Origin of the sequence: Actinocorallia sp. A-T 12471, from assembly GCF_033875155.1 — a bacterium.
Taxonomy (GTDB): Bacteria; Actinomycetota; Actinomycetes; order Streptosporangiales; family Streptosporangiaceae; genus Actinocorallia.
This window is the reverse complement of sequence record NZ_JAWZTE010000001.1, coordinates 756554-780651: the sequence shown is the minus strand read 5'-3', so window position 1 is coordinate 780651 and position 24098 is coordinate 756554. Positions and strand designations below refer to the sequence as shown.

23 protein-coding genes and 1 tRNA gene are annotated in these 24098 nt (G+C 71.2%); 11 read left to right on the top strand and 13 right to left on the bottom strand.

Going from position 1 to position 24098, the window contains the following annotated elements; all coding sequences use genetic code 11:
- Nucleotides 1-103: 103 nt before the first annotated feature.
- Complete coding sequence (locus R9X44_RS03670) at nucleotides 104-940, top strand: siderophore-interacting protein (RefSeq protein WP_319812502.1); 837 nt, start codon at nucleotides 104-106, stop codon at nucleotides 938-940.
- 244 nt (nucleotides 941-1184) lie between these two features.
- Here R9X44_RS03670 and R9X44_RS03665 read toward each other — a convergent pair.
- Nucleotides 1185-1261 (bottom strand) — tRNA-Met (locus R9X44_RS03665).
- A 43-nt stretch (nucleotides 1262-1304) separates the two neighbouring features.
- Nucleotides 1305-4157 carry a UPF0182 family protein gene (locus R9X44_RS03660; RefSeq protein ID WP_413774897.1) on the bottom strand — a complete coding sequence of 951 codons (2853 nt, stop codon included), beginning with the start codon at nucleotides 4155-4157 and terminating at the stop codon, nucleotides 1305-1307.
- A gap of 176 nt (nucleotides 4158-4333) precedes the next feature.
- On the opposite strand from R9X44_RS03660, the gene R9X44_RS03655 reads away from it, so the two are divergent.
- Nucleotides 4334-4828, top strand: a complete 495-nt coding sequence (locus R9X44_RS03655; RefSeq protein WP_319812500.1) for a PPA1309 family protein — start codon at nucleotides 4334-4336, stop codon at nucleotides 4826-4828.
- A 21-nt stretch (nucleotides 4829-4849) separates the two neighbouring features.
- Here R9X44_RS03655 and R9X44_RS03650 read toward each other — a convergent pair whose 3' ends face one another.
- The 3 genes from R9X44_RS03650 to R9X44_RS03640 are packed head-to-tail and all read right to left on the bottom strand — an operon-like array spanning nucleotide 4850 to nucleotide 7477.
- Entirely contained in the window at nucleotides 4850-5941 is a 1092-nt protein-coding gene (locus R9X44_RS03650; RefSeq protein WP_319812499.1) for a PDZ domain-containing protein, read from the bottom strand.
- 21 nt (nucleotides 5942-5962) lie between these two features.
- Complete coding sequence (locus R9X44_RS03645) at nucleotides 5963-6403, bottom strand: molybdenum cofactor biosynthesis protein MoaE (RefSeq protein ID WP_319812498.1); 441 nt, start codon at nucleotides 6401-6403, stop codon at nucleotides 5963-5965.
- Nucleotides 6404-6418: 15 nt separating this feature from the next.
- Nucleotides 6419-7477, bottom strand: a complete 1059-nt coding sequence (locus tag R9X44_RS03640; RefSeq protein ID WP_319812497.1) for an NAD-dependent epimerase/dehydratase family protein — start codon at nucleotides 7475-7477, stop codon at nucleotides 6419-6421.
- Nucleotides 7478-7567: 90 nt separating this feature from the next.
- On the opposite strand from R9X44_RS03640, the gene R9X44_RS03635 reads away from it, so the two are divergent.
- A complete protein-coding gene (locus R9X44_RS03635) occupies nucleotides 7568-8974 on the top strand; it encodes a zinc-dependent metalloprotease (RefSeq protein ID WP_319812496.1) in 1407 nt (468 codons plus the stop codon).
- Nucleotides 8971-9519, top strand: coding sequence for an NUDIX hydrolase (locus R9X44_RS03630; RefSeq protein WP_319812495.1), 549 nt, complete (start codon nucleotides 8971-8973; stop codon nucleotides 9517-9519). The genes R9X44_RS03635 and R9X44_RS03630 overlap by 4 nt, the downstream gene beginning before the upstream one ends.
- Before the next feature lie 19 nt (nucleotides 9520-9538).
- Here R9X44_RS03630 and R9X44_RS03625 read toward each other — a convergent pair whose 3' ends face one another.
- The gene (locus R9X44_RS03625; protein WP_319812788.1) at nucleotides 9539-10060 is read right to left on the bottom strand and encodes a M48 family metallopeptidase; all 522 of its coding nucleotides are present in this window, start codon (nucleotides 10058-10060) and stop codon (nucleotides 9539-9541) included.
- Between the two features lie 220 nt (nucleotides 10061-10280).
- On the opposite strand from R9X44_RS03625, the gene R9X44_RS03620 reads away from it, so the two are divergent.
- Nucleotides 10281-11657 carry an AarF/ABC1/UbiB kinase family protein gene (locus tag R9X44_RS03620; RefSeq protein ID WP_319812494.1) on the top strand — a complete coding sequence of 459 codons (1377 nt, stop codon included), beginning with the start codon at nucleotides 10281-10283 and terminating at the stop codon, nucleotides 11655-11657.
- A gap of 80 nt (nucleotides 11658-11737) precedes the next feature.
- Here R9X44_RS03620 and R9X44_RS03615 read toward each other — a convergent pair whose 3' ends face one another.
- The 5 genes from R9X44_RS03615 to R9X44_RS03595 form a co-directional block, all read right to left on the bottom strand.
- Nucleotides 11738-11935, bottom strand: a complete 198-nt coding sequence (locus R9X44_RS03615) for a hypothetical protein (RefSeq protein WP_319812493.1) — start codon at nucleotides 11933-11935, stop codon at nucleotides 11738-11740.
- A 95-nt stretch (nucleotides 11936-12030) separates the two neighbouring features.
- Nucleotides 12031-12306: a WhiB family transcriptional regulator gene (locus R9X44_RS03610; RefSeq protein ID WP_319812787.1), complete on the bottom strand. Its 276-nt coding sequence runs from the start codon at nucleotides 12304-12306 to the stop codon at nucleotides 12031-12033.
- Between the two features lie 152 nt (nucleotides 12307-12458).
- Entirely contained in the window at nucleotides 12459-12710 is a 252-nt protein-coding gene (locus R9X44_RS03605) for a hypothetical protein (protein ID WP_319812492.1), read from the bottom strand.
- Between the two features lie 109 nt (nucleotides 12711-12819).
- Nucleotides 12820-13683, bottom strand: coding sequence for an acyl-CoA thioesterase II (tesB, locus tag R9X44_RS03600; RefSeq protein WP_319812491.1), 864 nt, complete (start codon nucleotides 13681-13683; stop codon nucleotides 12820-12822).
- A gap of 37 nt (nucleotides 13684-13720) precedes the next feature.
- Nucleotides 13721-15817, bottom strand: coding sequence for an ATP-dependent DNA helicase UvrD2 (locus R9X44_RS03595; RefSeq protein ID WP_319812490.1), 2097 nt, complete (start codon nucleotides 15815-15817; stop codon nucleotides 13721-13723).
- 153 nt (nucleotides 15818-15970) lie between these two features.
- On the opposite strand from R9X44_RS03595, the gene R9X44_RS03590 reads away from it, so the two are divergent.
- A complete protein-coding gene (locus R9X44_RS03590) occupies nucleotides 15971-16234 on the top strand; it encodes a glutaredoxin domain-containing protein (RefSeq protein WP_319812489.1) in 264 nt (87 codons plus the stop codon).
- Between the two features lie 47 nt (nucleotides 16235-16281).
- On the opposite strand, the gene nudC is transcribed toward R9X44_RS03590, so the two are convergent.
- Entirely contained in the window at nucleotides 16282-17184 is a 903-nt protein-coding gene (nudC, locus tag R9X44_RS03585; protein WP_319812488.1) for an NAD(+) diphosphatase, read from the bottom strand.
- Between the two features lie 63 nt (nucleotides 17185-17247).
- On the opposite strand from nudC, the gene R9X44_RS03580 reads away from it, so the two are divergent.
- Nucleotides 17248-17541: a DUF4031 domain-containing protein gene (locus R9X44_RS03580; RefSeq protein WP_319812487.1), complete on the top strand. Its 294-nt coding sequence runs from the start codon at nucleotides 17248-17250 to the stop codon at nucleotides 17539-17541.
- Between the two features lie 134 nt (nucleotides 17542-17675).
- Here the strand turns inward: R9X44_RS03580 and R9X44_RS03575 are convergent, their stop codons facing one another.
- The gene (locus tag R9X44_RS03575) at nucleotides 17676-18278 is read right to left on the bottom strand and encodes an HD domain-containing protein (protein ID WP_319812486.1); all 603 of its coding nucleotides are present in this window, start codon (nucleotides 18276-18278) and stop codon (nucleotides 17676-17678) included.
- Nucleotides 18279-18400: 122 nt separating this feature from the next.
- Here R9X44_RS03575 and R9X44_RS03570 point away from each other — a divergent pair, with 122 nt between their 5' ends.
- From R9X44_RS03570 to R9X44_RS03555, 4 genes are all read left to right on the top strand, one after another.
- Entirely contained in the window at nucleotides 18401-19483 is a 1083-nt protein-coding gene (locus R9X44_RS03570; protein ID WP_319812485.1) for a siderophore biosynthesis protein, read from the top strand.
- Nucleotides 19476-20867: an IucA/IucC family protein gene (locus R9X44_RS03565; RefSeq protein WP_319812484.1), complete on the top strand. Its 1392-nt coding sequence runs from the start codon at nucleotides 19476-19478 to the stop codon at nucleotides 20865-20867. The genes R9X44_RS03570 and R9X44_RS03565 overlap by 8 nt, the downstream gene beginning before the upstream one ends.
- A complete protein-coding gene (locus tag R9X44_RS03560) occupies nucleotides 20858-22387 on the top strand; it encodes an IucA/IucC family protein (protein ID WP_319812483.1) in 1530 nt (509 codons plus the stop codon). Before R9X44_RS03565 ends, R9X44_RS03560 begins: the two co-directional genes overlap by 10 nt.
- A gap of 88 nt (nucleotides 22388-22475) precedes the next feature.
- Nucleotides 22476-24083 (top strand): AMP-binding protein, encoded by a 1608-nt coding sequence (locus R9X44_RS03555; RefSeq protein WP_319812482.1) that lies wholly within the window; start codon nucleotides 22476-22478, stop codon nucleotides 24081-24083.
- Nucleotides 24084-24098 lie beyond the last annotated feature (15 nt).

The following is a 24098-nucleotide window of genomic DNA, read 5'->3' as shown; positions in this document are numbered from 1 at the left end:
CCCTCCCCAAGAGGGCCCGCACCTTGACACGTCAGATATCGTCGATATATCGCTATAACATCGTTGACCTATCGAATCTGACCGCCTCACAGGGAGGCCCCACATGGCCGAACGCCGCATCCCCGCCCCCTACCGCACCACGGTCCTGCGCACCGAACAGCTCACCCCCCACATGATCCGCGTGGTCCTGGGCGGCGACGACCTCAAACAACGCTTCACCGCGGGCGCCTACACCGACCACTACGTCAAACTCCAGTTGCCCCGACCCGATTCCCCCGAGCCGTTCGACCCGGCCGAGATCCGCCGGACCCTCCCCCGAGACCGCTGGCCCATAACCCGCACCTACACGGTCCGCGCCTGGGACCCGGCCTCCGCCGAACTCACCCTCGACTTCGTGGTCCACGGCGACACCGGCGTAGCAGGCCCCTGGGCCGCCTCAGCGGCCCCAGGAGACGTCCTCTGGCTTGCGGGCCCCGGCGGCGCCTACCGCCCCTCCCCCGACGCCTCCTGGCACCTCCTGGCCGGCGACGAGAGCGCCCTCCCCGCCATAGCCGCCTCCCTAGAACAACTCCCCACCAACGCCAAAGCCATCGCGATCCTCGAGGTCGCCTCCCAGGCCGACGAACTCCCCCTCCCCGCCCACCCGAACCTCACCACCACCTGGCTCCACCGCAACGGCACCCCCATAGGCCAAAAACTAACAACCGCCATCGAAGCCCTCGACTTCCCCGACAACGACGTCCAAGCCTTCATCCACGGCGAAGCCGGCCTCGTCCGCTCCATCCGCCGCAACCTCCGCCAAACCCGCCAACTCCCCCTCTCCCAACTCTCCATCTCCGGCTACTGGCGCCAAGGCACCACCGAAGACGGCTGGCAATCCACCAAACAATCCTGGAACGCCCAAGTAGAAGCCGAAGAATCCAACACCCCCAAAAACTAAAAAACCCCACCCCCACCCCACCCAAAAAAAAAATCCCCTCCCCCAAGCCCCCCAAGAAATTCCCCTCCCCAGCCACCCAAAAATTTCCACCCCAGCCCCGCGACCAGCGGCACCACCGCAGCGGGGGGCGTGGGGGGCGCAGCCCCCCACATCGGGGGCCTACGGGGGTCGCCCCCCGTATAAGCCGAAGGGCCGCCATGGGAAGCCCCCGTTAGGGGGCTGACCATGGCGGCCCTCGGACCTTTGGTAGCGGGGACAGGATTTGAACCTGCGACCTCTGGGTTATGAGCCCAGCGAGCTACCGAGCTGCTCCACCCCGCGTCGTTGTGTTTAAAGACTATGGGGTGGAGCGGGGTTACGCAAATCAGTTGGTGGGCGTGGGACTCGGGGTTGCCGCTGGTTCGGCGTCTTCGGCCTTGGCCTGGACTTCGACCAGGTTGTTGATCGCCTGGCTGAGTTTGTCCTGGGCTTCGGCGTACTTCTTCAGGTCGCCGCTCTTGAGGGCGTCCTGGGATTCCTGGAACGCCTGCTTGACGGCGTCGATGGCCTGCTGGACGGATGGGGACGAGCCGGGTGTGGTCGGCTGCGTCGGGGTGTCGTCGCCGGTGGTGGGGACGTTCGTGCCGGGTTGCAGGACCTGCTTGAGCGCGTCCTCGAAGGTGGTGGCGAAGCCGATCTGGTCGCCGAAGCTGACCAGGACCCAGCCGAGGACTGGGTATTTCGCGCCGGTCGCGGACTGCTGGTAGACGGGTTGGACGTACATGAATCCGCCGCCGAACGGGAGCGTCAGCAGGTTGCCGTAGACGACCTGTGTGGTGCTTCCCGCGGGCCGGTTCAGCACGGGCGCGACCTTGTCGTTGCCCTTGAACGTGTTCTGCATCTGGCCCGGCCCGAGGATCGACACCTCACGTGGGACCTGGAGCAGGCGCAGTTCGCCGAAGTTGTCGGAGTTCGGGTCGCTGTTGGCGGCGAGGAAGCCCGTCAGGTTCCTACCGTTGCGCGACACATATGTCGTGGTGAGCGAGAAGCCCGGCTGTTCCGGCTCGGACTTGTCGTCCCGCGACGGCATCTGCAGCGTCAGGTAGAACGGCGGCTCGGTGATGGTGGTCTCCGTCGGGTCGACGGGGATCTCCCATGCGTCCTGGCCGTCGTAGAACGCCGACGGGTCGGTGACGTGGTAGCTGCGCAGGACGCTCCGCTGCACCTTGAACAGGTCCTCGGGGTAGCGGACGTGCTCGAACACCTCGCCGCCGAGGTTCTTCTCGAGGTCGGCCTTGGTCTTGACGGTGCCGGGGAACGCCTTCTGCCAGGTCTTGAGGACGGGGTCCTTCTCGTCCCAGGCGTACAGCGTGACGGTGCCGTCGTAGGCGTCGACCGTCGCCTTCACCGAGTTGCGGATGTAGTTGACCTCCGAGCCGGGCTGGCGGCCGACGGCGGGGCGCTCGGTGTTGGAGTCGCGGGTGGTGTCCTGGAGGTTGATCCGCTCGGAGTACGGGTAGCCGTTGGAGGTCGTGTAGCCGTCGACGATCCAGACGATGCGGCCGTCGGCGACGACGGGGTAGGCGTTGCCGTCGACGGTCAGCCAGGGGGCGGCCTTCTGGACGCGCTCACGCGGGTTGCGGTCGTACAGGATGCGCGACTGCTCCTTGATGTTGCCCGACAGCAGGATGTTGCGGTCGCGGAACTTCAGCGCGTAGGCGACCCGGTTGAAGAAGGAGTCCATGCGGACGCCGCCGGTGCCGTCGTAGGTGGTGCGGGGGCCGTTGGGGTAGTCCAGTTCCTCCTGGACGCCGACGATCGAGTACGCGGGGGACTGCTCGCCGAAGTACACCTGGGGCTTCTTGATGGCGAACTGGCACTGGCCGCCCTTGGTCTTCACCTCGCAGGACTGGGGCATGTCGGAGGCGGTGTAGACCGGGCCCTTGCTCTGCGGGTCGACGGTGTTGCCGGGGGCGGCGACGAACCCGTAGCCGTGCGTGTAGGTCAGGTGCTCGTTGACCCAGCCGGACTGGGTGCCGGGCGGGCCGGTCAGCTCGCGGACGGCGACGAGGGTGTCCTGCATCTTGCCGTCGGCGTCGGGGTAGCGGTCGATGTCGAGCGGGTTGCCGAACGTGTAGTAGCCCTGGAGCTGCTGGTTCTGCAGGAACGTCGGGGACAGCAGCATCGGGTCGAGCAGCCGGACGTTGGGGATCGTCTCGGAGTACTTCTCGACCTGTTCGGCGTCCGGCTGTTTGTTCGGCGTGTAGTTCTGTTCCTCGACGCCGGAGACGCCGAACGCGTCCCTGGTGGCCTCGATGTTGCGCTCGATGTAGGGGCGCTCCTTGGCGAGCTCGTTCGGCTTGACCTGGAACTGCTGGATGAGCAGCGGGTAGACGCCGCCGATCAGGATCGCCGACAGCACGAGCAGGCCGAAGCCGACGCCGGGCAGCATCATGCCCTTGCGCCAGATGTTGACGAAGAACAGGATCGCGCAGATCAACGCGATGGCCGCGAGGATCGTCTTGGCGGGCAGCACCGCGTTGACGTCGGTGTAGCCGGGTCCGGTGACCTTGCCGCGCTCGGAGTAGGCCAGGCCCCAGCGGTCGAACCAGTAGGCGACGGCCTTCAGCAGCACGAACAGGCCGACGAGGACCGACAGGTGGGCGCGCGCCGAGGGCGACGCCTTGTCACCGGGGCCCTGGAGCCGCAGTCCGCCGTACAGGTAGTGGACGGCCACCGCGGCGATCGCCGACAGCACGACCATGACGAACAGGAAGCCGAGGATCAGCCGCAGGAACGGGTAGGTGAACACGAAGAACGACACGTCCATGCCGAACTGCGCGTCCTTCTCGCCGAAGCTCGTCCGGTTCATGAAGGCGAGCCACGTGCCGACCTGCCCGGCCGACGACAGCCCGGTGAACAGGGCGAGCGCGCCGAGCAGCGCGAAGAACACGGCCTTGCGGTGCGGGTCGACCGCGGCGCGGTAGCGCTCGAGGCCCTGCTGTTCCACCGAGACTGGCCGGTAGGCGGGCCGCAGCCGGTAGGCGATCACCATGTTGGCGCCGACGGCGGCCGCCATCAGCAGCCCTCCGAGCACGAACAGCAGCACCCTGGTGCGGAGCTGGGTGGTGAAGACACCGGAGAAGCCGTTGCCGAGGGAGCGGTACCAAAGAAGGTCCGTCCAGAAGCCCGTCACGATGAAGAAGACAGCGACGAGCACCGCCAGCGTTATCAACACCGGGGCGAGTAGCCGCGGTCTCCCATCGGGGACGCGTCGCCCGCCCGGGCGTGGGGTTCGGAAGCTCACCGCTTCCCTCCGATTCCTCAAGTTCCAGCCAGCACTAGGAGCAACTTACCGACATCCCGCGCGGTTCCCGATCCAGGCATCGGCTCGGCAACGGAAGAATGACGGGCATGACCCCTCTCGAAGAGACCGTGCGGAGCATCGAGGCGCAGACCGGATGGGACGGTGCGCCGCGGCTGTTCGCGCTCGTGGAGACCGCGGAACTCATCCGGGCAGAGCCGGACCTGGCCCAGCAACTCGGGCTTTCCGCCGACGACGCGATCACCGCGGTCGACCAGGGCGATCTTGAGGACGGCGACGTCGGCGCGCTGCTGCCGGGCATCGTGTGGCCGGACAACGTGGCGGGGGCGGCGCTGGCGATGGTCAGGGTGACGCTGCCGCCGGAGATCGAGGACGAGATCCCGGCCGAGGGCGACGCCGTCGCGTGGGCGCTGGCGCACCCCAGGCACGAGGAGCTGCGGATCGTCGCGGGCGTGCTGCGCGACGGCTCACGGCACGCGGTGCTGCGGATACGCAGCCACGAGGAGGAACTGCTTTCCGCCGACGACCTCGTACCGGACGTCACCGACGCGCTCGCCGGCACCCTCCTGCCCGACGAGGGCTGAGCAGGGGCGGCGGGGGCGCGGTCAGCAGGCCGGGAGGTCCTTCTTCCCGGCCTGGAGCCCCTCGAGGCTCTTGACGGCGCTGTCGAGCGACTCGGCCTTGATCAGGCGCAGGCCGTCCGGGGCGGCGTCGGCGGCCTCGGCGCAGTTGCCGGGCGGGACGAGGAACTCGGTCGCGCCCGCGTTCTTGGCCGCGATCATCTTCTGCTGGATGCCGCCGATCGCGCCGACCTGGCCGTCGACGGTGATCGTGCCGGTCCCGGCGATGAACTTGCCGCCGGTGAGGCTGCCGGGCGTGAGCATGTCGTAGATGGCCAGGGAGAACATCAGGCCGGCGCTCGGCCCGCCGATCTCCCCGACGTTCATCTTGACCTCGATCGGCAGCACGAACTTGTCGACGAGCTCGACGCCGATCACCGCGCGCTTGGCGCCGTCGGTGGTGGTCTCGCCCATCTTGAGCGTGACCTTCTCCTGCTTGCCATCGCGCTTGATCGTCAGGGTGACCTCGTCGCCGACCGCGTAGTCCTTGAGCTTGCCGGTGACCTCGCTGGCCTTGTCGACCTTGGTGCCGTCGACGGCGAGGACCTGGTCGCCGGACTTGAGGACGCCGTCGGCGGGCAGGCCCTTGTGGACGCGTCCGACGTAGGTCTCGCTGCCCAGCTGGCGGCCCATCTGGGTGAGGGCCGCGGCGACCGACGTCTGCTGGGAGTCGGCCATGAGCGCGGTGTTGGCCTCCTCGACCTGCTCGGCGGTCTCGCCCGCGGGGAAGATCGTGTCCATCGGGACGACCGCGCGCTCGGGGTTGATCCAGTCGCGCAGCGCCCGGTACAGGGTCGGCGGGTTCGACGGGTCGCCGGTGTAGGCGACGGTGGTGAAGTTGAGGTGGCCGTCGTCCGGGTAGGTCTGGGCGTCGACTATCTCGATCAGCGGCTTCTTGGTCTCCGGGTTCACGCCGAGCGTGTTCATCGTCGGGCCCGGTTGGAGCGAGACGTAGGGCACCGGCATGACGGCCCCGGCCAGCGCCAGGGCCAGGACGAGCACCGCGACCACCGACAGGGTCAGCGCGCGCCTGTTGGGGACGCGCTCACGTAGACCCCGGACGACATTGGAGACCATGCGCGCAAGCCTAAGGGCACCTCAGCAGGCGCCGACCCACTCCGAGGTCCCGTCGGCGAAGTGCTGGTGCTTCCAGATCGGCACCTCGTGCTTGAGGTCGTCGATCAGCCTGCGGCACGCCTCGAACGCCTCGCCCCGGTGCGGCGCGGCGGCCGCGACGACCACCGCGTGGTCGCCGATCGCCAGGTCGCCGACCCGGTGGACGGCGGCGAGCGCGACGACGGGGATGTCGGCGGCGATCTTCTCCATCACCTCGCGCAGCCGCTCCAGCGCCGAGGGGTGGGCACTGTAGGACAGGGCGGTGACGGCCTTGCTCTCCGCGCCGTCCTGGGCGCGGTCGTGGTCGCGCACGGTGCCCGCGAAGAACGCGGTGCCGCCCGCCGCGGCGTCCTGCACGGCGGCGACGACCTCGTCGACGGAAAGCGGGGTCTCGCGGATGTCAAGCAGTCGGATAGCGCTCACGTGACGAAAATACCGTCACAGCCTGCGGCGTCTGCGGGCGCGTCGGACCGCGGCCGCCGCGCCGATGACGGCGACCGTCGCGCCCGCCGCCGTCGCCATGGTCGCCTCCTTGCCGCCGACCCTGCGGCCGACGACGGCGTGACGTCCGGCGGTCTCGGCGAGCAGGGCCTGGAGGGCCATCTCGTTGTCGTGCCTCGGCTTCCAGCCTGAGGCGCGCAGCTTCGCGCAGTCGACCACCCACGGGTAGACGACGTAGTGCAGGTCGGTGGCCGGGGCCGGGGTGAGGCCCAGGCGGTGCAGGCGCTGCGCGGTGCCGAAGGTGAGCGAGGCGGGCAGCTCGAACCCCGCCTTGCCGGTGATCCGCTCGACCTCCTCGCCGGTGAGGAACCCCTCGGACCCGACGGCGATCGCCCCGGAGACCTCGCCGAGCGCCGCGAGCTCAAGCGCCGCGACGAGATCGTCAACGTGGCAGAACTGCCAGCGCGGCTCGACGCCCTTGGCGCGCAGCAGCCTCGGCGCTTCGAAGTGCCTGGTGACGACGGTGTCGACGCCGGGCCCGACCAGCGCGGCGGGCCGCACGACGGTCACCCGCAGCCCCGGGTGCAGCCTGCCGCCCGCGAGCTCCTCGATCTCCAGGAAGTCACCGGCGACCGAGGTGTCCGGCTCGGCCTTCAGCGGCGCGTTCTCCGGCAGCGGCACCGGGTTGTCGGCGGCGGCCCCGTAGACGGCGGCCGAGCTCAGCAGGACCGCGTCCTTGACCCCCGCGCCCGCCGCGCAGGCGATCACCGTCTGCGCGCCGCGCACGTTGTAGGTGCGGCGTTCCTTGGGGTCGCTCTCCGGTGAGCGGTCCACGTCGACGTGGACGAGCACGTCGACGTCCGACAGGCGACGGGCCAGGGCGGGGTCGCGGATGTCGACCACCCGCCAGACCGCGCCGGGCACCTCGCCGCGGGTCCCGTCGAGCGCGATCACCCTCGCGAACCGCTCGGACGCGACGAGCCGTTCGGTCAGTGCCTGTCCGATTCCGGACGCCGCTCCCGTGACTGCGACGGTCCGTCGGTCCCCTGTGCTCATGGCGAACGTCCCCCTATGCGGCCACGGCTCGCTCCGGAAAGCGACTACCTTTGAGGTTATGGCCTTTCCCCGCAGCCTAAGGCGATTCTGATGGGCGACACTCCTTTCGGCTTCAACCGGCCCGGCGACGACGACGGAGACGGCAAGCCCGGCGACCCGTTCGGCATGGGTTTCGGCATGCCCGGTATGCCCCCCGGCGGTGACATGCGGCAGTTCGCCGACATGCTGCGCCAGTTCGCGGACATGCTCAGCGGCATGGGCTCGGGCGGGTCGGGACCCGTCAACTGGGAGATGGTGCGCAACATCGCGCGCCACCTTGTGGTGGAGGCGGGCGACCCGTCGGTCGTGGACGCCGAGCGCCGTCAGGTCGAGGACGCGCTCCGCCTTGCCGACCTGTGGCTTGACGAGGGCACCACGCTGCCCGCCGGCATCCGCTCCCCCAAGGCGTGGAGCAGGTCCGAGTGGCTCGAGGCGACCCTTCCGGTCTGGGAGAAGGTCGTCGATCCGATCGCCGAGCGGATGACCGAGGCGATGGGCGGCGCGCTGGGCGGCGGGGAGAACATCCCGCCGGAGATGGCCGCGATGGCCGGGCCGCTGATCGGCATGGTCAGGCAGATGGCCGGGGCGATGGTCGCGGGCCAGGCCGGGCAGGCGCTCGGCGCGCTGGCCAAGGAGATCATCGGCTCCGCCGACGTCGGCCTGCCGCTCGCGCCCGAGGGCGTGGGCGCGCTGCTGCCGTCCGGCGTCGCGGCGTTCGCCGAGGGCCTGGAGATCCCCGCCGACGAGGTGCGGCTGTACCTCGCGCTGCGCGAGGCCGCCCACCAGCGGCTGTTCGCGCACGTGCCGTGGCTGCGCTCGGCCCTGCTCAGCGCGGTCGGCGACTACGCGCGCGGCATCAGCGTCGATCTTTCCGGGCTCGAGGAGAAGATCTCCGGCCTCGACCTCAGCGACCCCGCCGCGCTCCAGGAGGCGCTGGGCGGCGGCGAGATCCAGCTGACCCCGGAGGAGACGCCCGAGCAGAAGCTCGCGCTGTCCCGCCTCGAGACGCTGCTCGCGCTGGTCGAGGGTTGGGTGGGCGTGGCCGTCGCGGCCGCGTCGGCGAACCGGCTGCCGAGCGCGGACCGGCTCGCCGAGGCGATCCGCCGCCGGCGCGCCACCGGCGGCCCCGCCGAGCACACCTTCGCCGCGCTGGTCGGCCTTGAGCTGCGACCGCGCCGGCTGCGCGAGGCCGAGACGCTGTGGCAGTCGCTCACCGCGCTCAAGGGCGTCGACGGCCGCGACGCGCTGTGGAGCCACCCCGACCTGATGCCGACCGCCGCCGACCTCGAGGACCCCGACGCGTTCCTGCACTCCTCGGGCGACGATTTCGACCTGTCCCAGCTTGAGGGCCTGCCCCCGGCCGAGGACCAGGGCGGCGACGGCAAGGCCGTCGAAGACGAGGACGGCAAGGACAAGGACGGCAAGGGCGAGGACGGCAAGGGCGAAGGGCCCGCGTGAGCGCGCTGCACGCCGACGCCGTCCGGGTGCTGTCGGCCTGGCGGGCCCCCGAGCCCGCCCAGGACGCGCTGCGCGCGGACTTCCTGGGGCATCTGTCCCGGTATCCGGACGGCATGTGGCGTGCCTGCGCGCCCGGCCATCTGACCGCGAGCACGCTCGTGCTGAGCGCGGACCGCTCCCGGGTGCTGCTCACGCTGCACGCGAAGCTGAAGATGTGGCTCCAGATGGGCGGCCACTGCGAGGGCGACGACGCCACGCTCGCGGCGGCGGCGCTGCGTGAGGCGACCGAGGAGTCGGGGATCGGCGGGCTCGCCCTGTCGGCGGCCCCCGTGCAGCTCGACCGGCACTCCGTGCCCTGCCACCCGGGCGGCTCATGGCATCTTGACGTGCAGTACCTCGCGGTCGCGCCCGAGGGGGCGCGGCACGAGATCAGCGCCGAGTCCGACGATCTGCGCTGGTTCCCGGTGGACGAGCTGCCCGCGGTGACCGACGCCGCGCTGCGCTCACTCGTCGCGCGGGCGGTCGCCCTCTCGGAGGTCCGCTGAGCGCGCGTCCGACGGCGGGTCAGCCGGTGGCCTGGAGGTGCGGGGCCGCGGCCACGCCCTCCAGATAGCCCCTGGCCCGCTCGGTCTTGGGATAGCGGTTGACCAGGTCCCAGAAGTAGGCGTTGTGCGACGGCTCGAGCAGGTGCGCGAGCTCGTGCACGATCACGTAGTCGACGACCCAGCCCGGCATGCCGCGCAGCATCGTGGAGATCCTGATGGTGGCGTCGTCGGGGGTGCACGAGCCCCAGCGGCTGCGCTGGTTGGCGGCCCAGCGGACGCTGGCGGGCTCGGCCTCGCCGTCGAGGTACTGGGCCGACAGCCGCCTGGCACGGTCCAGCAGTTCGTCGTCGCAGGACGGCGGACGCGACCTGCGTTCCCGGCCTTCCAGGCGTTGCAGGATGCGGGCGATCTCGTACTCCTCCTCGGCCTTCGTCAGGCGGGAAGGCAGGAGCACGATCGTTTTGTCGCCGTCGCGGTAGGCCGAGACTGTTCTCCGGCGTCGGGCGCTGCGGCGGACCTCGACGTTGGGGGGCACAGGCAGAACCGTAGCCGAAACTTTCCGTTTTCCACAGGGCCCGACCCCTGTTTGCCCAGGTAAAACCTGACAAATGCCTCGGAGCGCCCAGAGTTTTCCACAAGCCAGCGGACGGCCAGGTACTAAACGTGATATACAACACTCCCCGCCACCGAGGTAAACCAATACTTACGCCTTCCCCGTCACGTTGTGGCGGGAACGAGGCGGGATCGCGGAGAATGAAGCCGTGAGCGACCTACCCCTGCGCGCCGTGACGCGAACCGCCAAGCTGGCCGCCCTCCCCCTGGGCTTCGCCGGCCGCACCGCTCTGGGACTCGGCAAGAAGACGATCGGGCGGTCCGCCGAAGCCGTCGCCAACGAGATCCAGACCCGCACCGCCGAGCAGCTGTTCAAGGTGCTCGGCGAGCTCAAGGGCGGGGCGATGAAGTTCGGCCAGGTGCTGTCGATCTTCGAGGCGGCGCTGCCGCCCGAGATCGCCGGCCCCTACCGGGCCACCCTCACCCGCCTCCAGGAGTCGGCTCCCCCCATGCCCGTCGCCACCGTGCACAGGGTGCTCGCCGAGAGCCTCGGCGCGGACTGGCGCGCGGAGTTCCGGTCCTTCGACGACAAGCCCGCCGCGGCCGCGTCGATCGGACAGGTGCACAAGGCGGTGTGGAAGGACGGCAGGGAGGTCGCCGTCAAGGTCCAGTACCCGGGTGCGGGCAAGGCCCTGATCAGCGACTTCAACCAGCTGGCCAGGGTCGGCAAGCTCGTCGGCGTGCTGTTCCCCGGCGCGGACGTCAAGAGCATCCTCGAGGAGCTGAAGGTCAGGGTCCGCGAGGAGCTCGACTACACCGTCGAGGCCGCCTCACAGTCCGCGTTCGCCAAGGCTTACGCCGACGACCCCGACTTCCTCGTCCCCGAGGTCGTCGCGCAGTCCGGCACCGTCCTGGTGACCGAGTGGATCTACGGCACCCCGCTGTCGCAGATCATCGCCAAGGGCGCCAAGGCCGAGCGCGACAGGGCTGGCCTGCTCTTCGCCCGCTTCCTGTTCTCCGCGCCCGCGCGCTGCGGCCACCTGCACGCCGACCCCCACCCCGGCAACTTCCGGCTGATGGAGGACGGCCGCCTCGGCGTCATCGACTTCGGCGCGGTCGACCGCCTCGAAGGCGGCATGCAGGAGGAGATCGGCAAACTCATGCGGATCGGCACCCTCGGCTCCCCCGAGGAGATCATCGAGGCGTGCCGCACCGAGGGGATCATCCGCGACGGCGTCGAGGTCGACGGCGAAGCGCTCGCGGCGTTCATCGAGCCGCTCGCGGTGCCGATGAAGGCCGAGACGTTCCAGTTCACCCGCGAGTGGCTGCGCGACCAGGCCGCCCGCGTCACCGATCTGCGGCCCGACAACGTCGTCAGGTACCTGAACCTGCCGAACGACTACGTGCTCGTGCACCGCACGATCGGCCTCGGCACCGGGGTGCTGTGCCAGCTCGAGTGCGAGGGGCCGTTCCGGGCCGAGGCGATCCGCTGGGTCAAGGGGTTCGCGCCGGGCGAGCCCACCGGGGAGGACGCCGCCACCGGCGGCCCGTCCGCCGAACCGACCGCCGAACCGTCCGCCGACTGACCCCGACCCCGCCCCCGTGCGGGGTCGGGCCACCGACGCACCGGGGCGCCCGTCGCAGGAGACGGGCGCCCCGGTCTTCGTCACCGGCCGATCAGGGACCGCAGCCGGCCCATCCTGATCCGCGCCTCCTCGCGGGTGGCGCGGCCGGTGTCGGCGGCCGCCTGGCGCAGGGCCGCGCGGCGCGAGCGCCGCACCTCCGCGGCCCACTGGAGCGCGGCGACCTCCTCTTGGAGGGCACGTATTCGGTCTCTGCTGAGTTCTTCGTGAAGCAAGGTCATCTGGACTCCGTATCTGGGGGCGGGCGCCGGGCGGAGACCCGGCGCCCGCCTCGCGTCGCGCAGGGCAGCGCGAAGGTCGTTCGGTCGGCCGGACATCACGCGGCCACTTCGGTCTGGGCGTTCTTGCGCGGACGGCCACGCGGGCGCTTGCGCGCGACGATCTCGCCGCGCACGAACAGCTCGCCGCCCCACACGCCCCACGGCTCACGCCGTTCCACGGCGCCGGCGAGACAGCTCTTGCGGACCGGGCAGTCCCCGCAGAGCGACTTGGCCAGCTCCACGTCGGCGGGCGCCTCGGCGAAGAACAGCTCGGGGTCGGTGCGGCAGGGCAGCTCGTCGATGGCCGCGAAGGTCGGCTGGGGCCCCTGGATGAGGTTCACCCTCAGTCCTCTCGTTGGATCTCAACGTCTTTGTCGTCGGGGTTTGTGGCGGCCGTTCCCTGGTGGAAGGAGCTTCCAGACAGCGAAAAGGCCGCGGAATCCGGTGCTCGGATTCCGCGGCCTGAAAGCTCGCACTCGGTCTGCTAGACCGGTGGCCTCCAGCTACACGGAGCCTGTGCACCGAACTTGTCCTCACGGACACGCGTCAGCACGGATTCACCGCCGAGGGTCGATCCGTAGCCGAACTGCTCACCATGCCGGGCGGCTTGGGCGCAGACGGACTTCGGGAACGCGGCGGCGTCAGCGGGCATGCCGATGATCAAATCGGTCATGGGCCAAGTGCCGTTCGGGTTGCCGATGGGCAGTTTGCTGATGCTCCACATGACGGTCGCCACCCCCCTTCAGAGGTCTGGGCCCACGCGCCGGGCGCGGGCTGGTTCAGTGCTGCGATGAGCCTACGAGAAGTACTCGAAACTCTTCAACCTATTTTTGAGCTGGGGTTTTTCAGAGATCCGTGACCCGGACGAGGCCCTCCTGGGCGACGGAGACGACGAGGTCGCCGGTCTGGGTGAAGACCTGGCCGCGCGCGAATCCGCGCGCCCCGCCGGCCGACGGCGTCTCCTGCACGTACAGCAGCCACTCGTCGGCGCGGAACGGCCGGTGGAACCACATCGCGTGATCCAGGCTTGCCCCGACAGTCCGGTTGTCACCCCAGGCGAGGCCGTGGTTGACCAGGACGGTGTCGAGCAGCGTCATGTCCGAGGCGTACGTCATGAGGCAGACGTGCAGGGTGGGGTCGTCGGGGAGCTTGTCGTTGGCCTTGAGCCAGACGACGGACTCCGGCGTGGCCAGTTCCGGCTTCCCCTTGGCCTCCCACGTGAGCGGGGTCGCGTGCCGCAGGTCGAACGGGCGGTGCGCCATGAACTGCTCGGCGATCTTGGTGCCGAAGAGCTTGGCGAACCTGTCGAAACCGGTCGGCAGCGTCTCGGGGTCCGGCGCTTCCGGCATCGGCGTGTGGTGGTCGGGCCCGTTCTCGGGCACCTGGAAGCTCGCCGACAGCGTGAAGATCGCCTTGCCGTGCTGCACCGCGACGACCCTGCGGGTGGAGAACGACCTTCCGTCACGCACCCTGTCGACGGTGTAGACGATCGGGACCAGCGGATCGCCTGGCCTGATGAAGTAGGCGTGCAGCGAGTGCACCTGCCTGGCGACCGGCACCGTGCGCGTCGCCGCGACCAGGGCCTGGCCCGCGACCTGGCCGCCGAACACCCGCTGCTGGCGGTCCTCGGGGCTGCTGCCGCGGAAGATGTCGTCCTCGATCTGTTCGAGGTCGAGGATGTCCAGCAGGTTCTTGAGCGCGGTGTTCACCCCGCCAGTGTGGCAAACCCGGCGGGCCTCCCGCCCCTCAGGGGGGCGCGACGTATGTCTCACCCGGGGTCTCGCCCCGGCACAGGGCGAGCACCGCGCTCTCGTACTTCTCGAGCTTGACCGCGCCGACCCCGCCGATCCCGGCGAGCTCGGCCCTGCTGCCCGGCTTGCGCTCGGCGATCGCCTGGAGCGTGGCGTCGGTGAACACCACGTAATGCGGCACCTTCTGGACCTTGGCCGTCTCGGCCCGCCACTCCTTCAGCGCCTCGAGCAGCGCCTCGTCCACCTCGGCCGGGCATGTCTCGCAGCGGCCCAGCTTGCGCTCCACCGCGCGCAGCAGCGACCTGCCGCACACCCGGCACGGCTGCGGGCCGCGCGAGCGCGCCTGGCGCGCGGCGCGCTCCACCCGTGGCGGCATCGGGGTGACGGTGCCGGGGGCGATGCCGTCGAGGAACCTGCTGACGCGCCGGTGGCCGCGCTGGCCGGGCGAGCGCGCGGCCGACCACGACAGGGTGAGGTGCTCGCGCGCCCGGGTGACCCCGACGTACAGCAGACGGCGTTCCTCCTCGACCTGCTCGGGGGTCTCGGCGTAGACGATCGGGAGGGTGCCGTCGGCGAGACCGGCGAGGAACACCGCGTCCCACTCAAGGCCCTTGGCCGCGTGCAGCGAGGCGAGCGTGACGCCTTCCAGCGGCGGCGCGTGCTGGACCGCCGCCCGCTCCTCGAGTTCCGCGACGAACCTGGCGAGGCCCGCGTCCGGCTCGGACACCGCCATGTCCTCGGCGAGCTGGGCCAGCGCCGCCAGGGACTCCCACTTCTCCCGGACGGGCCCACGCCCCTCCGGCGGCCGCTCGGTGAAGCCGCATCCGGCCAGGACCGCCCTGACCTGGTGGATCAGGCCGAGGCCGTCGAGTTCGGCGTCGCCGCCCGAGCGGGCCGCGCCGCGCAGCCGCACCACCGCCTCGCGGACGGCGGGACGCTCGAAGAACCGTTCCGCGCCGCGCAGCACATACGGCACGCCCGCGTCTCCGAATGCCTGCTCGAACACCTCGGACTGGGCGTTGATCCGGAACAGCACGGCGATCTCGCGGGCCGGGACACCTGACTCGATCAGCGCGCCGGCGCGGCGCGCGACGTCCTCGGCCTCGGCGAGCTCGTCGGCGTAGGACACGTGGACCGGGGCCGGGCCCGACGGGCGCTGCGCGACGAGTTCGAGCCGCTGCCGCGAGCCCTTCAGCAGCTCGTTGGCCAGGCCGACGACCTCGGGGGTCGACCGGTAGTCGCGCACCAGGCGGACCACCTCGGCGTCGGGGTACTCGCGGGTGAAGCCGAGCAGGTAATCGGGGGTCGCGCCGGTGAAGGAGTAGATGGTCTGGCTCGGATCGCCGACCACGCACAGCTCGCGCCGGTCGCCGAGCCACGCCTCGAGCAGCAGCTTCTGCAGCGGGTTGACGTCCTGGTACTCGTCGACGACGAACGAGCGGTACTGGCCGTGCACCTCGCGCCGCATCTCGGGGAACTCCGCGAGCAGTCCCGCGGTGAGCTCCAGCATCCCCTCAAAATCCAGCAGGTTGCGTTCGCGGCGCAACTCCTCGTACATCACGTAGAGCCGCGCGATGTCCACCACGTCGACGCCGGGGCTGCGGCCCGACTTGGCGACGGCCGCCGCGTAGTCCTCCGGCCTTGTCTGGGTGACCTTGGCCCACTCGATCTCGCCCGCGACGTCGCGCAGCTCGGTGCGGCCCAGCGTGCTCAGGCGGCAGGCGCGGGCGGCGTCGGCGAGCAGCGGGAACTTCGACTCGATGAGCCTGGGCGGCTCACCGCCGACCGTGCGCGGCCAGAAGTACAGCAGCTGCTTGTAGGCGGCGGCGTGGAAGGTGCGCGCCTGCACCCCGGGCGCGCCCAGCGCGCGCAGGCGACCGCGCAGCTCGCCCGCCGCCCTTGTGGTGAACGTCACCGCGAGCACGTTCTGCGGCTGCGCCGCGCCGGTGACGACGGCGTAGGCGATGCGGTGCGTGATCGCGCGGGTCTTGCCCGTGCCCGCGCCCGCCAGCACGCACACCGGCCCGCGGACGGCCTCGGCGACCGCCCGCTGCTCGGGGTCGAGCCCTGCCAGCACCCGTCGCGCGTCCATGCGTCACATCCTTCCAGCAGGTACCGACAGTACGCTCCCGCACCCGGGGGCAGGCCGGGCAGGAATTCCGCAGGTCTCCGGCGCGTTCAGGCGTCTGGCAGGATGTCCCGGGCCTTCCCCGGCCCCCGATCCCCCACCGAAGAAAGGACTCCGATGAGCGCCACCGGCCAGCTCACGATGTACACCACCCAGTGGTGCGGTTTCTGCAAGCGGCTCAAGGCCCAGCTCGCCCGCGACGGCATCCCCATGCAGGAGATCGACATCGAGCGCGACCCGAAGGCCGCGGAGTTCGTCGCCAGCGTCAACGGCGGCAACATGACGGTGCCGACGGTCATCGCCATCACCCCCGACGGCGAGGAGCACGTCCTCACCAACCCCAGCGCCAAGACCCTCAAGGGCCTGATCGGCGCGGCCTGACCCCCGCTGAGCTGTGACGCGCGGCGGGCGCGGTGCGCGCCCGCCCGTCACAGCCCCCAGCTGCCGGGAAGATCAGCGCCGTACCAGTGCTCGATGAGCTGGCGGGCGATCGAGACCCGGCCGGGCAGCAGCACGTCGCGGTTGAGCGCGGCGGCCTTCAGCTCGTCGCGCGTGTACCAGTACGCCTCGGCGATCTCGGCCTTGTCGAGCTTCAGCTTGGCGACGTCGTCGGTGCGGCAGGAGAAGCCGAGCATCAGGCTCTGCGGCATCGGCCAGGGCTGGCTGCCCATGTACGTGACCTCGCCGACGTCGAGGCCGACCTCCTCCTTGACCTCGCGCGCGACGGCCTGCTCCATCGACTCGCCCGGCTCGATGAACCCGGCGAGCACCGACGCCCTGCGCTCGGGCCACGACACCCCCCTGGCCAGCAGGACGCGGTCGTCGGCGTCGGCCACCAGCATGATCACCGCGGGGTCGAGGCGCGGGTACTGCTCGCCGCCGTCCTCGGTGCACACCCGCACATGGCCCGCCGCGATCGCCTTGGTGGGCGCGCCGCAGCGCGGGCAGAACCGGTGCGCGCCGTGCCACGCGGCCATCGCGACGGCCTGCGTCATCAGCGTGGACTCCACGTCGGCCAGCAGCGCGCCGATGCGGCGCAGGCCGGTCGGCTCGGCGTCGGGGATGCCGTCGGGGATCGGCGCGCAGACGGCGAAGTAGGCGATCTTGTCCTCGTCTATGCCCAACAGGACGCGCTCGCCCTTGGGGGCGGTCCTTGACGGGACGTACACAAGCTCCGGACGGTCGGTCAGCCGGACCGGCACCCTGCCCTTGTCGTCGACGACGAGGACGCGGGACCCCGCCCAGGCAGCGGCCACCCAGTCCTCGTCCCGCCTGCGCTCGGCCATCCGATCGATGTCACCGCGGGCAAGTGCCAGCCACCCCAGCGTCATGTCCCCAACTCCTTAAAGCCGCAACAAACCTAGCGCCAGCCCGGGGGTGTCTACGCTGGGCAGGTGGCTCTTTACATCGACCCTCCCATCTGGCGCGGACGGGGCCTGCTGTGGTCCCACCTCATCAGCGACGTCTCCTTCGAGGAGCTGCACGACTTCGCCTACCGGCTCGGCGCTCCCCGGCGCGCCTTCGAACGCGACCACTACGACCTTCCTGAGGAGGCGTACGCGGGCGCGGTACGGCTCGGCGCACGCGAGGTCAGCTGTCAGGAGCTGCTCGGCCACCTCCGCCGCTCGGGCCTCCGACGCCCGAAGTTCACGGGCGGCGCAGCAGGCATCCCGCTGGGCGGCAAGTAGGCGCGCGGCGCGGGCGTCAGCGCGGACGTCAGGGCGCCGCGCGGACGTCAGCGGGCGTCAGGGCGCAGCGCGGCGCGCTCGGCGCGCGGGCGCGGGCGGCGGAGCGGGCGCGGGCGGAACTAGGCGCGCGGGCGTCAGGGGCGTAGTGCGGTGAGTTCTGCGGCGAGGTTGGCGCGGGCGGGCGCGTCGAAGCGGGCGCGGGCGGTCTCGGTGTGGAAGAGCGCGGGGAGGCCGAGGAGCTGTTCGAGGACGGCTGTGCGGCCGAGAGCGAAGTAGTCGCCTGGGACGAAGGAGTACTCGGCCCGTACGGCGGCCGTGTACGCGTCATAAGACGCCCGGTCGGAGGCGAGGATCGCGAGGTCGGCGTCGCAGAGCACCTTGCCGTCGGGGTCCTGCGGGTCGTGCGTCTTGGTCATCCTGACCAGCGCGGCCACGTGCGCGGCGCGGGACGGCTCGAAGGTGGTGTCGGCGAGCATCCGTTCGGCGAGGCGCGCGCTGCGCTCCTCGTTGTCGTCGCGCTGCGGGTCGTAGACGGCGTCGTGGAACCAGGCGGCGAGGCGTACCGCGTCGGGGTCAGCGGCCTCCCCTGCGAGCTCGTCGACGAGGTCGAGGACCGCCGCCAGGTGCGCGGCCGTGTGGTAGTGCCGGTGCGGTTCGGCGTAGCGGGCCAGCAGGTCCTCGCCGAGGGGGCGTGTCTCGGGGCCGGCGAGGGCCGTCCACCGCTCAAGGAGATCCATCGGGTCAATATCCCACGCGCGGCCGACCCCGCTCGTTAGAATTAGGCAAGGCTTACCTAAGCGGGGATGACCTCCCCTTCCGTCTCCGGTGGACGGGGTGGGCCACGCCTGAAGGGGGACGGGTGCGGCTCTTCGTGATCGCGGGCAAGGCCACCGACTCGGTGCTCGACGGCTTCCTGCCCGCCGCCGACCGGCTCGGCCTCGACGTCACGGTCCTCACCGACCGGCCGGGGCAGTACCCGGGCCGCGCCGTCATCGCCTGCGACGTCTCGGACTTCCGCGAGATCGTCCAGCACGGCCGCCCGGACGCCTACTTCTCCAATGGCGACTTCCTCCAGACGCCCACCGCGCTGGCCGCCGAGTTCTACGGCCTCCCCGGCAAGGACTGGAAGGCCACCCTGCGCTGCAAGAACAAGAGCCTTATGCGCCGCCACCTTGGCGACGTGTGGGCGTCGCCGTTCCCGGTCCCCGACGACGCGCCGTACCCGCTCGTCGTGAAACCCCGCGAAGGGGTGGCCAGCGAAGACGTCGTCCTGGTGCGGACGCCCAGCGAACTCGCCGCCTTGCCCGACACCGGGCGTCCCATGGTCGCCGAGGAGTACCTGCGCGGGAGCCTGCACACCCTGGAGACGCTGAACGGTCGGGTGCTCGGCTCGTTCGCCACGACGCTCTCCCCCGAGCCCTACTTCATCGAGGAGCGGCTCGACTGGGCGCAGCCGCCCCCGGAGACCCCGCAGGTGCTCGCCGCGCTCGACGCCCTCGGCGTCGGCTTCGGCGCGTGCCACACCGAGTTCGTGGTGCACGAGGGGCGCGCGCGGATCATCGAGGTCAACTACCGGATCATCGGCGACCACTGCGACTTCCTTCTCGCCGAACTCCTCGGCCGCGACGTCTTCGCCGACGTGCTGCTGACCCATCTCGGTCAGCCCGTCGCGTTCGAGCCCGTGCCGTCGGGCGCGGCGACGGTGGATTACCTGGTCGCGGACAGGTCGGGCACCCTGACCGCCGCGCCAGCTCCGGGGACGGTTGTGGACAGGGGCGTCTCGGTTACCTACCGGCCACAGCGGAATATTGGTGATGTGATCATCCAGACCAATACAAACCGGGACTATCTCGGGACCGTCCAGTTCGTCGGCCCCGACCGCGCCTCGGTCGACGCGGCCGTCACCCGGTTCCGGCGGGCCCGGACGTGGGCCGTTGACTGAGGCCGAGTTCGCGGCACGGGTCATCACCGCGCTCGTCCGCGAAGGCTACGTCCGCGCGCCCGCCCACGCCGCCACCGCGCCCGACGGCTTCCAGTCCGACCTCCGCGTGCTCGGCGGGGTCACCCTCGCCGACGTCGCCGCCCTCGTCCGCGCCCGCGCCGCCGAGGACGACGACGTCGAAGGGTTCCTCGCCGAATGCCGCGAGGCGTATCTCGCCGAGACCACCGCGCTGCCCGACGTCCGGCCCGGGCCGACCCGTTATGACGCGCTCGCGGCGCGCCTCGGACATCCCGTGCATCCGCTCGGGAGGGCCAAGGCGGGACTGTCCGCGTCAGAGGTGGCGGCGTACGCGCCGGAGTACCAGCCGACGTTCGAGCTCGCGTGGACGGGCGTCACAGGGCCCGTCCTGGAAGGGCGGCTTCCCTCCTGGTGGCCTTCTCCCGGCTCCCTTGGGCTGCCTGAGGACGCGGTGCCCTTTCCCGTCCATCCTTTGACGGCTGAACGGGGGCTTGTCCCTACCGTCGGGGAGCGTCGGGGCCTTGTCAGCCCTACCTTGTCGATGCGTACGCTCGCCGTTACCGCCGTCGAGCACGTCAAGGTGCCTCTGCCGACCGCCACGCTCGGCCGTCGGAACGTCCGCTCGATCAAGCCGGGGACGCTGCTGGACGGGGCACGCGTCCAACGCCTCCTCAGCCGGATCGCCGAGGCCGAGGGGCTGCCCGTGCTCCTCGCCGACGAGCAGACCTACGGGCACGCCCACGACGCGAACCTCGCCTTCCTCGTCCGGAGGCTGCCCGTTGCGGACGCCGTACCCGTCGCCGCCCTTCTCGCGCGTACGCCCGACGGCCCTTACGTCATCGAGGAGGTGTCGTCCGGGGACCTCCGAGGGTTCTTCGACGCCTACCTGCGCGTCCTGTTCGCGTGGAACGTCGCGCTGTTCGAACGCCATGGGATCGCACTTGAGGCGCATCAACAGAACGTGTCCGTTACTCCGCGCGGAGAGCTCCTGCTGAAGGACAACGACGGGGCCATGCTCGCCTCCGGCGACTTCGACGACCCCCGCATGGTCGGCGGGAGGGAGGCGCGCGCCCGCGTCTTCGTCACCATCACCCTGCACCTGTGCGCCGGAGCCGTCGCCTTCGGCCTCGCCGAACGCGGGCTGCTGCCTCTGCCCGAAGCCCTGGGCCTCGTCCGCGATCGCCTGGACGAAGCCGTCACCGACCCCTTCCTACGCGCCCGCACCCTCGACGCCCCCCGGCTGCCCACCAAGGCGATGCTCACGGCCGGAACCCTCGTGCCCAAGGCGCGGACCGGCTCCGCCGACGTCAACAAACACTACGGCCCGCCGGGCCCCAACTACCTGAGGGAGCTTCCGTGCCGCTGACCGCGACCGCACCGACCGCACCGACCGGGACGAACCCCGCCGACGCGGACGAGGCGACCGCCACCGCCCTGCTGAACTGCCTCGTCCGCGAGGTCAGCGGACCCGCGGGACGGGCCACCGCCGACGGCGACAGGCTGACCGTCCGGCTCGGGCGGACCACGCTGACCGCGCGGCTGCCCAGACCGTCGCACGGGCCCTCGCCGCGGCTGGCCGGGCCGTTCCTGCGCGACGGCGAGGAGATCGGCTGGTACGAGGTCGCCGAGCTCGTCGCGGCCGAGCTGCGCGAGTGGACGGGGGTCGCCAACCCCGAGTTCCTCGGCCAGGTCGTGAGCAGCCACCAGGCGATGACCGCGATCCTGCGCGCGCGCGAGACGGCTCCGGCAAGCCCGCTCCTGGCCTCCGAGCAGTCACTGATCGCCGGGCACCGCTTTCACCCGTCGCCCAAGGCGCGGCAGGGCACGCCGGCGACCTGGCTGCGGTACGCGCCGGAGACCGGCGCGCGGTTCCGGCTCGGGCTGCTGGCCGCCGATCCCGGCCTGCTGTGCGGCGAGGGCGATTTCGGCCCGCTCGCCGCCGAAGGGCTGCTGCCGGTGCATCCGTGGCAGTGGCGGCTGCTCAGCGGCAACCCGGTGCTGCGCCGCGCGCTGGCCACCGGGCTGGTACGCGAGGCGGGTCCCGGGCCGGAGGCCGCGCCGACGTCGTCGGTGCGCACCCTGCTCACCGGGCCCGGCGGCGCGCAGGTCTTCGCCAAGTTCAGCCTCGACGTGCGGATCACCAACTGCGTCCGCAAGAACGCCTGGTACGAGCTGGCGTCCGCGCCCGCCCTCACCCGGCTGCTCAAGCCGCTCCTTGGGGCCGACCTCCTCGGCGAGCCCGCCTACCGCACCGTCGCGCTCGCCGACCGGAACCTGTACGAGGGGTTGGGGGTCATCCTCCGTGAGGCCGCTCCCTCCGACGCCGTAGTGGCCGCCGCCTTGGCCGACCCGTGGGCGGGTTTCCTTCCCGAGGGCGTAGACCCGCTGGAGTACTGGGAGGCGTACGCGCGGGCCGTCGCGCTGCCCGCTCTGCGGCTCTTCTTCGACCACGGCGTGGTGCTCGAACCACACCTCCAGAACGTGCTCATCCTGCACGACGCCTCGGGCATTCCGTCACGTGCCGTCTTCCGTGACCTCGAAGGAACGAAGCTGCTTCCAGGGCCCGCCTTGCGGGAGTTGGAGCCCGCCGTACGGGAGTCGGTCACCTACGACGAGGAACGCGGGTGGAAGCGCGTCGCGTACTGCCTGTTCGTGAACCACCTCGCGGAGATCGCCGCCGCGCTCGCCGACCGCGACCCGTCCTGCGAACGCGAGCTCTGGGACAGGCTGCGGACCATCCTCGGCGAGCTCCCCGCCCATCGCAGGCTCACCGAGCTGCTCAAGGGGAGCCCGCTGCCCGGCAAGGCCAACCTGCTGACGCGCTGGACGCGCTCCCCCGACCGGGCCGCGCGCTATGTCCCGGTACCCAATCCGATGGGGGCTTAAGCGGAGATGAACGCCTCATGCACTGTCCGTCAGGGTATGGCAGGGTAGAAACCGGAAAGAGGCAGCCGCGCCGTCGAGGGGACCGACCGTGTTCGCGCAGTTCCGTCCGACCATCGACCTGCTCGCCGACGCCGTGCGCGTGGTCCGCGACGTCGGCGCGCTCCACCCGATCGGACCGCGCGGCCTCGCCCGGCTGCCCCTGCAGGCCGCCAGGTTCGGCGCGTCCCCCGCGCTCGCCGGAGCCGCCTCCGCGCTCCGGTTCCCCGCCCGCATAGCCGTCGTGGACGAGCGCGGCGCGGTCACGTTCGGCGAGCTCGAGGCGCGCGCCGCGGCCCAGGCCACCGCGCTGCGCGGCATGCTCGCCGACGCCGGGGCGGAGGCCAAGATCGGCGTTCTGTGCCGCAACCACCGGGGGTTCGTGGAGGCCGTCCTCGCCGGGTCGCGGCTCGGGCACGACGTCGTCCTGCTGAACACCGACTTCTCCGGGCCGCAGCTCGGGCCGGTCCTGACCGCCGAGGACGTCGGCGTGCTCGTGTACGACGCCGAGTTCGCCGAAGCCGTCGAGGAGTCGGGCTACGCGGGCGCGCGCGTCGTCGCCTGGCACGACGGGCCCGTCGCCGAACCCACCCTCGACGACCTCGCGGACGGGCCAGCCGAACCCGTCGTCGCGCCCAGAACCGGGCGGATCGTCCTGCTCACGTCGGGCACCACCGGGCCGCCCAAGGGCGCGGCGCACACCTTCGGGCCCACCGCGCTGGTCACCCAGGGCCTCGGGCACCTCATGCGCGTCCCGCTGCGCTCGGGCGACCCGATCCTCGTCGCGCCGCCGCTGTTCCACGGGCTCGGCTTCACCTACCTCGCCGTCGCGCTCGGCCTCGGCTCGCCCCTCGTGCTGCGCCGCAGGTTCGACCCCGCCGACGTGCTCAAGACCCTCGACAGGCGGGCCGTCGCCGTCCTGGTCGCCGTGCCGCTCATGCTGTCGCGCCTGCTCGCCGAACCCGAACGGCGCAGGCCCGCCGCGCTGCGCGTCGTCCTGTGCGGCGGAGCGGCCCTGCACCCCGGCCTCGCGACACGCTTCCGCGAACGGTTCGGCGACGTCCTGTACAACGCCTACGGGGCCAGCGAGACCGGCTGGGCGACCATCGCCACCCCCGCCGACCTGCGCGCCGCCCCCGGCACCGTCGGCCGGCCCACCCTCGGCGTCACCGCCCGCGTCCTCGACCCGGAAGGCAACGACCTGCCTCCCGGCCAGACCGGCGCGCTCCACCTCGACGCGGGACTCGACTTCGCCGGATACACCGGCGGCGGCGTACGGAACCGCGTCGACGGCCTCCTCGACACCGGCGACCTCGCCCACTTCGACGCAGAAGGCCGCGTCTTCATCGACGGCCGCGCCGACGACATGATCGTCTCCGGCGGCGAGAACGTCTTCCCCGGCGAGGTCGAGGACCTGCTCGAGGCGCACGACGCGGTCGCCGAGGTCGCCGTCTCCGGCGTCGCCGACCCCGAGTTCGGGCAGCGCCTCGCCGCCTGGGTCGTGCCGGTACCGGGCGCCGACGTCACCGCCGACATCCTCAAAGCCCACGTACGCGCCCGCCTAGCGCGCTACAAGGTGCCGCGAGACATCCATTTCGTCCCCGAACTTCCCCGTACCACGACCGGCAAGGTCAAGCACCGGATACTCCAGGATCGGTGATCGGGTGGCGCTTTG

What these genes read in the sequence shown, in the direction of transcription:
- nudC (WP_319812488.1), bottom strand. Translation starts at nt 17,184, where the DNA reads ATGACGCTGGGGTGGCTGGCACTTGCCCGCGGTGACATCGATCGGATG.
- R9X44_RS03595 (WP_319812490.1), bottom strand. Translation starts at nt 15,817, where the DNA reads ATGGACGCGCGACGGGTGCTGGCAGGGCTCGACCCCGAGCAGCGGGCG.
- R9X44_RS03640 (WP_319812497.1), bottom strand. Translation starts at nt 7,477, where the DNA reads ATGAGCACAGGGGACCGACGGACCGTCGCAGTCACGGGAGCGGCGTCC.
- R9X44_RS03575 (WP_319812486.1), bottom strand. Translation starts at nt 18,278, where the DNA reads ATGGATCTCCTTGAGCGGTGGACGGCCCTCGCCGGCCCCGAGACACGC.
- R9X44_RS03650 (WP_319812499.1), bottom strand. Translation starts at nt 5,941, where the DNA reads ATGGTCTCCAATGTCGTCCGGGGTCTACGTGAGCGCGTCCCCAACAGG.
- R9X44_RS03670 (WP_319812502.1), top strand. Translation starts at nt 104, where the DNA reads ATGGCCGAACGCCGCATCCCCGCCCCCTACCGCACCACGGTCCTGCGC.
- R9X44_RS03635 (WP_319812496.1), top strand. Translation starts at nt 7,568, where the DNA reads ATGGGCGACACTCCTTTCGGCTTCAACCGGCCCGGCGACGACGACGGA.
- R9X44_RS03590 (WP_319812489.1), top strand. Translation starts at nt 15,971, where the DNA reads ATGAGCGCCACCGGCCAGCTCACGATGTACACCACCCAGTGGTGCGGT.
- R9X44_RS03615 (WP_319812493.1), bottom strand. Translation starts at nt 11,935, where the DNA reads ATGACCTTGCTTCACGAAGAACTCAGCAGAGACCGAATACGTGCCCTC.
- R9X44_RS03655 (WP_319812500.1), top strand. Translation starts at nt 4,334, where the DNA reads ATGACCCCTCTCGAAGAGACCGTGCGGAGCATCGAGGCGCAGACCGGA.